The sequence below is a fragment of the Mesorhizobium sp. M7A.F.Ca.ET.027.02.1.1 genome (genome assembly GCF_004022985.1).
In the GTDB taxonomy this organism is placed as follows: domain Bacteria; phylum Pseudomonadota; class Alphaproteobacteria; order Rhizobiales; family Rhizobiaceae; genus Mesorhizobium.
In genome coordinates this window covers 1-412 of sequence record NZ_RZOL01000969.1, presented here as the reverse complement: position 1 = coordinate 412, position 412 = coordinate 1, and the positions used below count along the sequence as shown (strand labels likewise).

At 60.9% G+C, this 412-nt stretch carries 1 pseudogene; it reads left to right on the top strand.

Annotated features, from left to right (window positions below):
- Positions 1–212: pseudogene (locus EN749_RS37275) on the top strand (aldo/keto reductase); the annotation flags it as partial.
- Between the last annotated feature and the right edge of the window lie 200 nt (positions 213–412).

Sequence of the window (412 nt, the reverse complement as noted above, 5' to 3'; positions counted from 1 at the left end):
CGGCCGTCAGTTCGCTGGTGATCGGCGGCAGGACGGAAACGCAGTTCCGGGACAACATCGCGGCGGCAAGCCTGATGCTCTCCGGCGAGGAGCGCGAGCGCCTCGACGCGGTCAGCCGGCCACCCTTGCTCTATCCCTACTGGCACCAGCAGCTGACGGCAAAGGACCGTTTCGGTGCCGCCGATCTGGTGATTGACCGAAGCGGCATCTGACCGGCAAATCGATGGCGATAGGTATCGGCCGCCGCAATGATGAACCTGGCCTCTTCATTGCAACGCACATCTTGCAAGCCTGGCCATCATCGACGCACTATCGCTTCAGCTGTTGTGTTTGACGGCTAATGCTCCTAGGCAGGACCAGAGCCGCAAGGCAGTGAAAAGGAGCCGATATGGCGCGACCACCAAACTACGAT